Here is a 1,014-nt window from a genome sequence, read left to right as displayed (position 1 = left end):
TTAAAAAAAATCTTACAAAAAATTGCAATACAACGAATAAAATTGCATTTAATCTAAAATATAATGTTTACTTAACACATCATTAGTACCTTAGCTCCGCTATTTATAGTAGCATATCTATTTAATTACTAACTATAATATTTATTATGAAAAAAATTACTTATTCTATTTTATGTTGCTTGCTCAGCTCCGTAAGCTTTATGGCGGCACAGCAAATAATGACATCAACAGAGAATGTTGATATCACGCAAACATTCCCGCTAGATGGTTCAAGAGCGGTGGCTTGTAATAATTTATTACCAAACTACACAAATAGTGCACCAACTGGTAATGGTACGCCAGCTCAAGATTTTGAAACAGCATTTGATGTTTATGATTCAATGGCTGCAGATGATTTTATGACTCCTTCTGTAGGTAGCATGGTGAACATCTGTGAAATTAGTATTATTGGTACAGCTGGAAATACTGTTGGAGACCCATCAAATACATTTATCTTCACGATTTACGAAGATGCTGCTGGTATTCCAGGTACAGTTGTCTATACAGAAACTTTTTTAACTAGTGATGTAGATCCAGACGGTAACGGGTCTTTCACAGTTGCCCCAACACTAAGTTCTCTATTACCAGGCAGCACTAAATACTGGTTAAGTGTACAAGCTGACATGGATTTTGGAACTTCTGGTCAATTTTTTTGGTCAACGGCTAGTGATGTAAATGGTGATGCTTGGCTATGGCAAAACCCGGGAGGTGGGTTTGGCACAACATGCAATACTTGGCAAGATGGAGGAAATGTTTGTGGAGTTGCTGGCGGAACTGGACCAAGCCTGTTAATGGATATTAGTTTTATTGAAGATGCAATTCCTGTAGGCGCTTTTGAAGTATGTGCTACAGATAATCCTCAAGCTATAGATGATTTCACTTCAGTTACTTCAACAATAACACTTGGTAATTCTGGAGGAGCTGTTATAGGCGCAATGACGGATCAAGTTACTTTTAATAACGTAGACCTAGATC

Annotated in this window: 1 protein-coding gene; it reads left to right on the top strand. The window is 37.0% G+C overall.

What is annotated here, in order from left to right:
• Positions 1-146 precede the first annotated feature (146 nt).
• Positions 147-1,014 (top strand): choice-of-anchor R domain-containing protein (locus RM538_RS13360; protein ID WP_311333937.1); only part of this gene is annotated, 868 nt, incomplete at its 3' end.

The sequence above is a fragment of the Patiriisocius hiemis genome (genome assembly GCF_031846325.1).
Taxonomy (GTDB): Bacteria; Bacteroidota; Bacteroidia; order Flavobacteriales; family Flavobacteriaceae; genus Patiriisocius_A; species Patiriisocius_A hiemis.
This window is presented reverse-complemented; position numbering and strand designations above follow the sequence as displayed.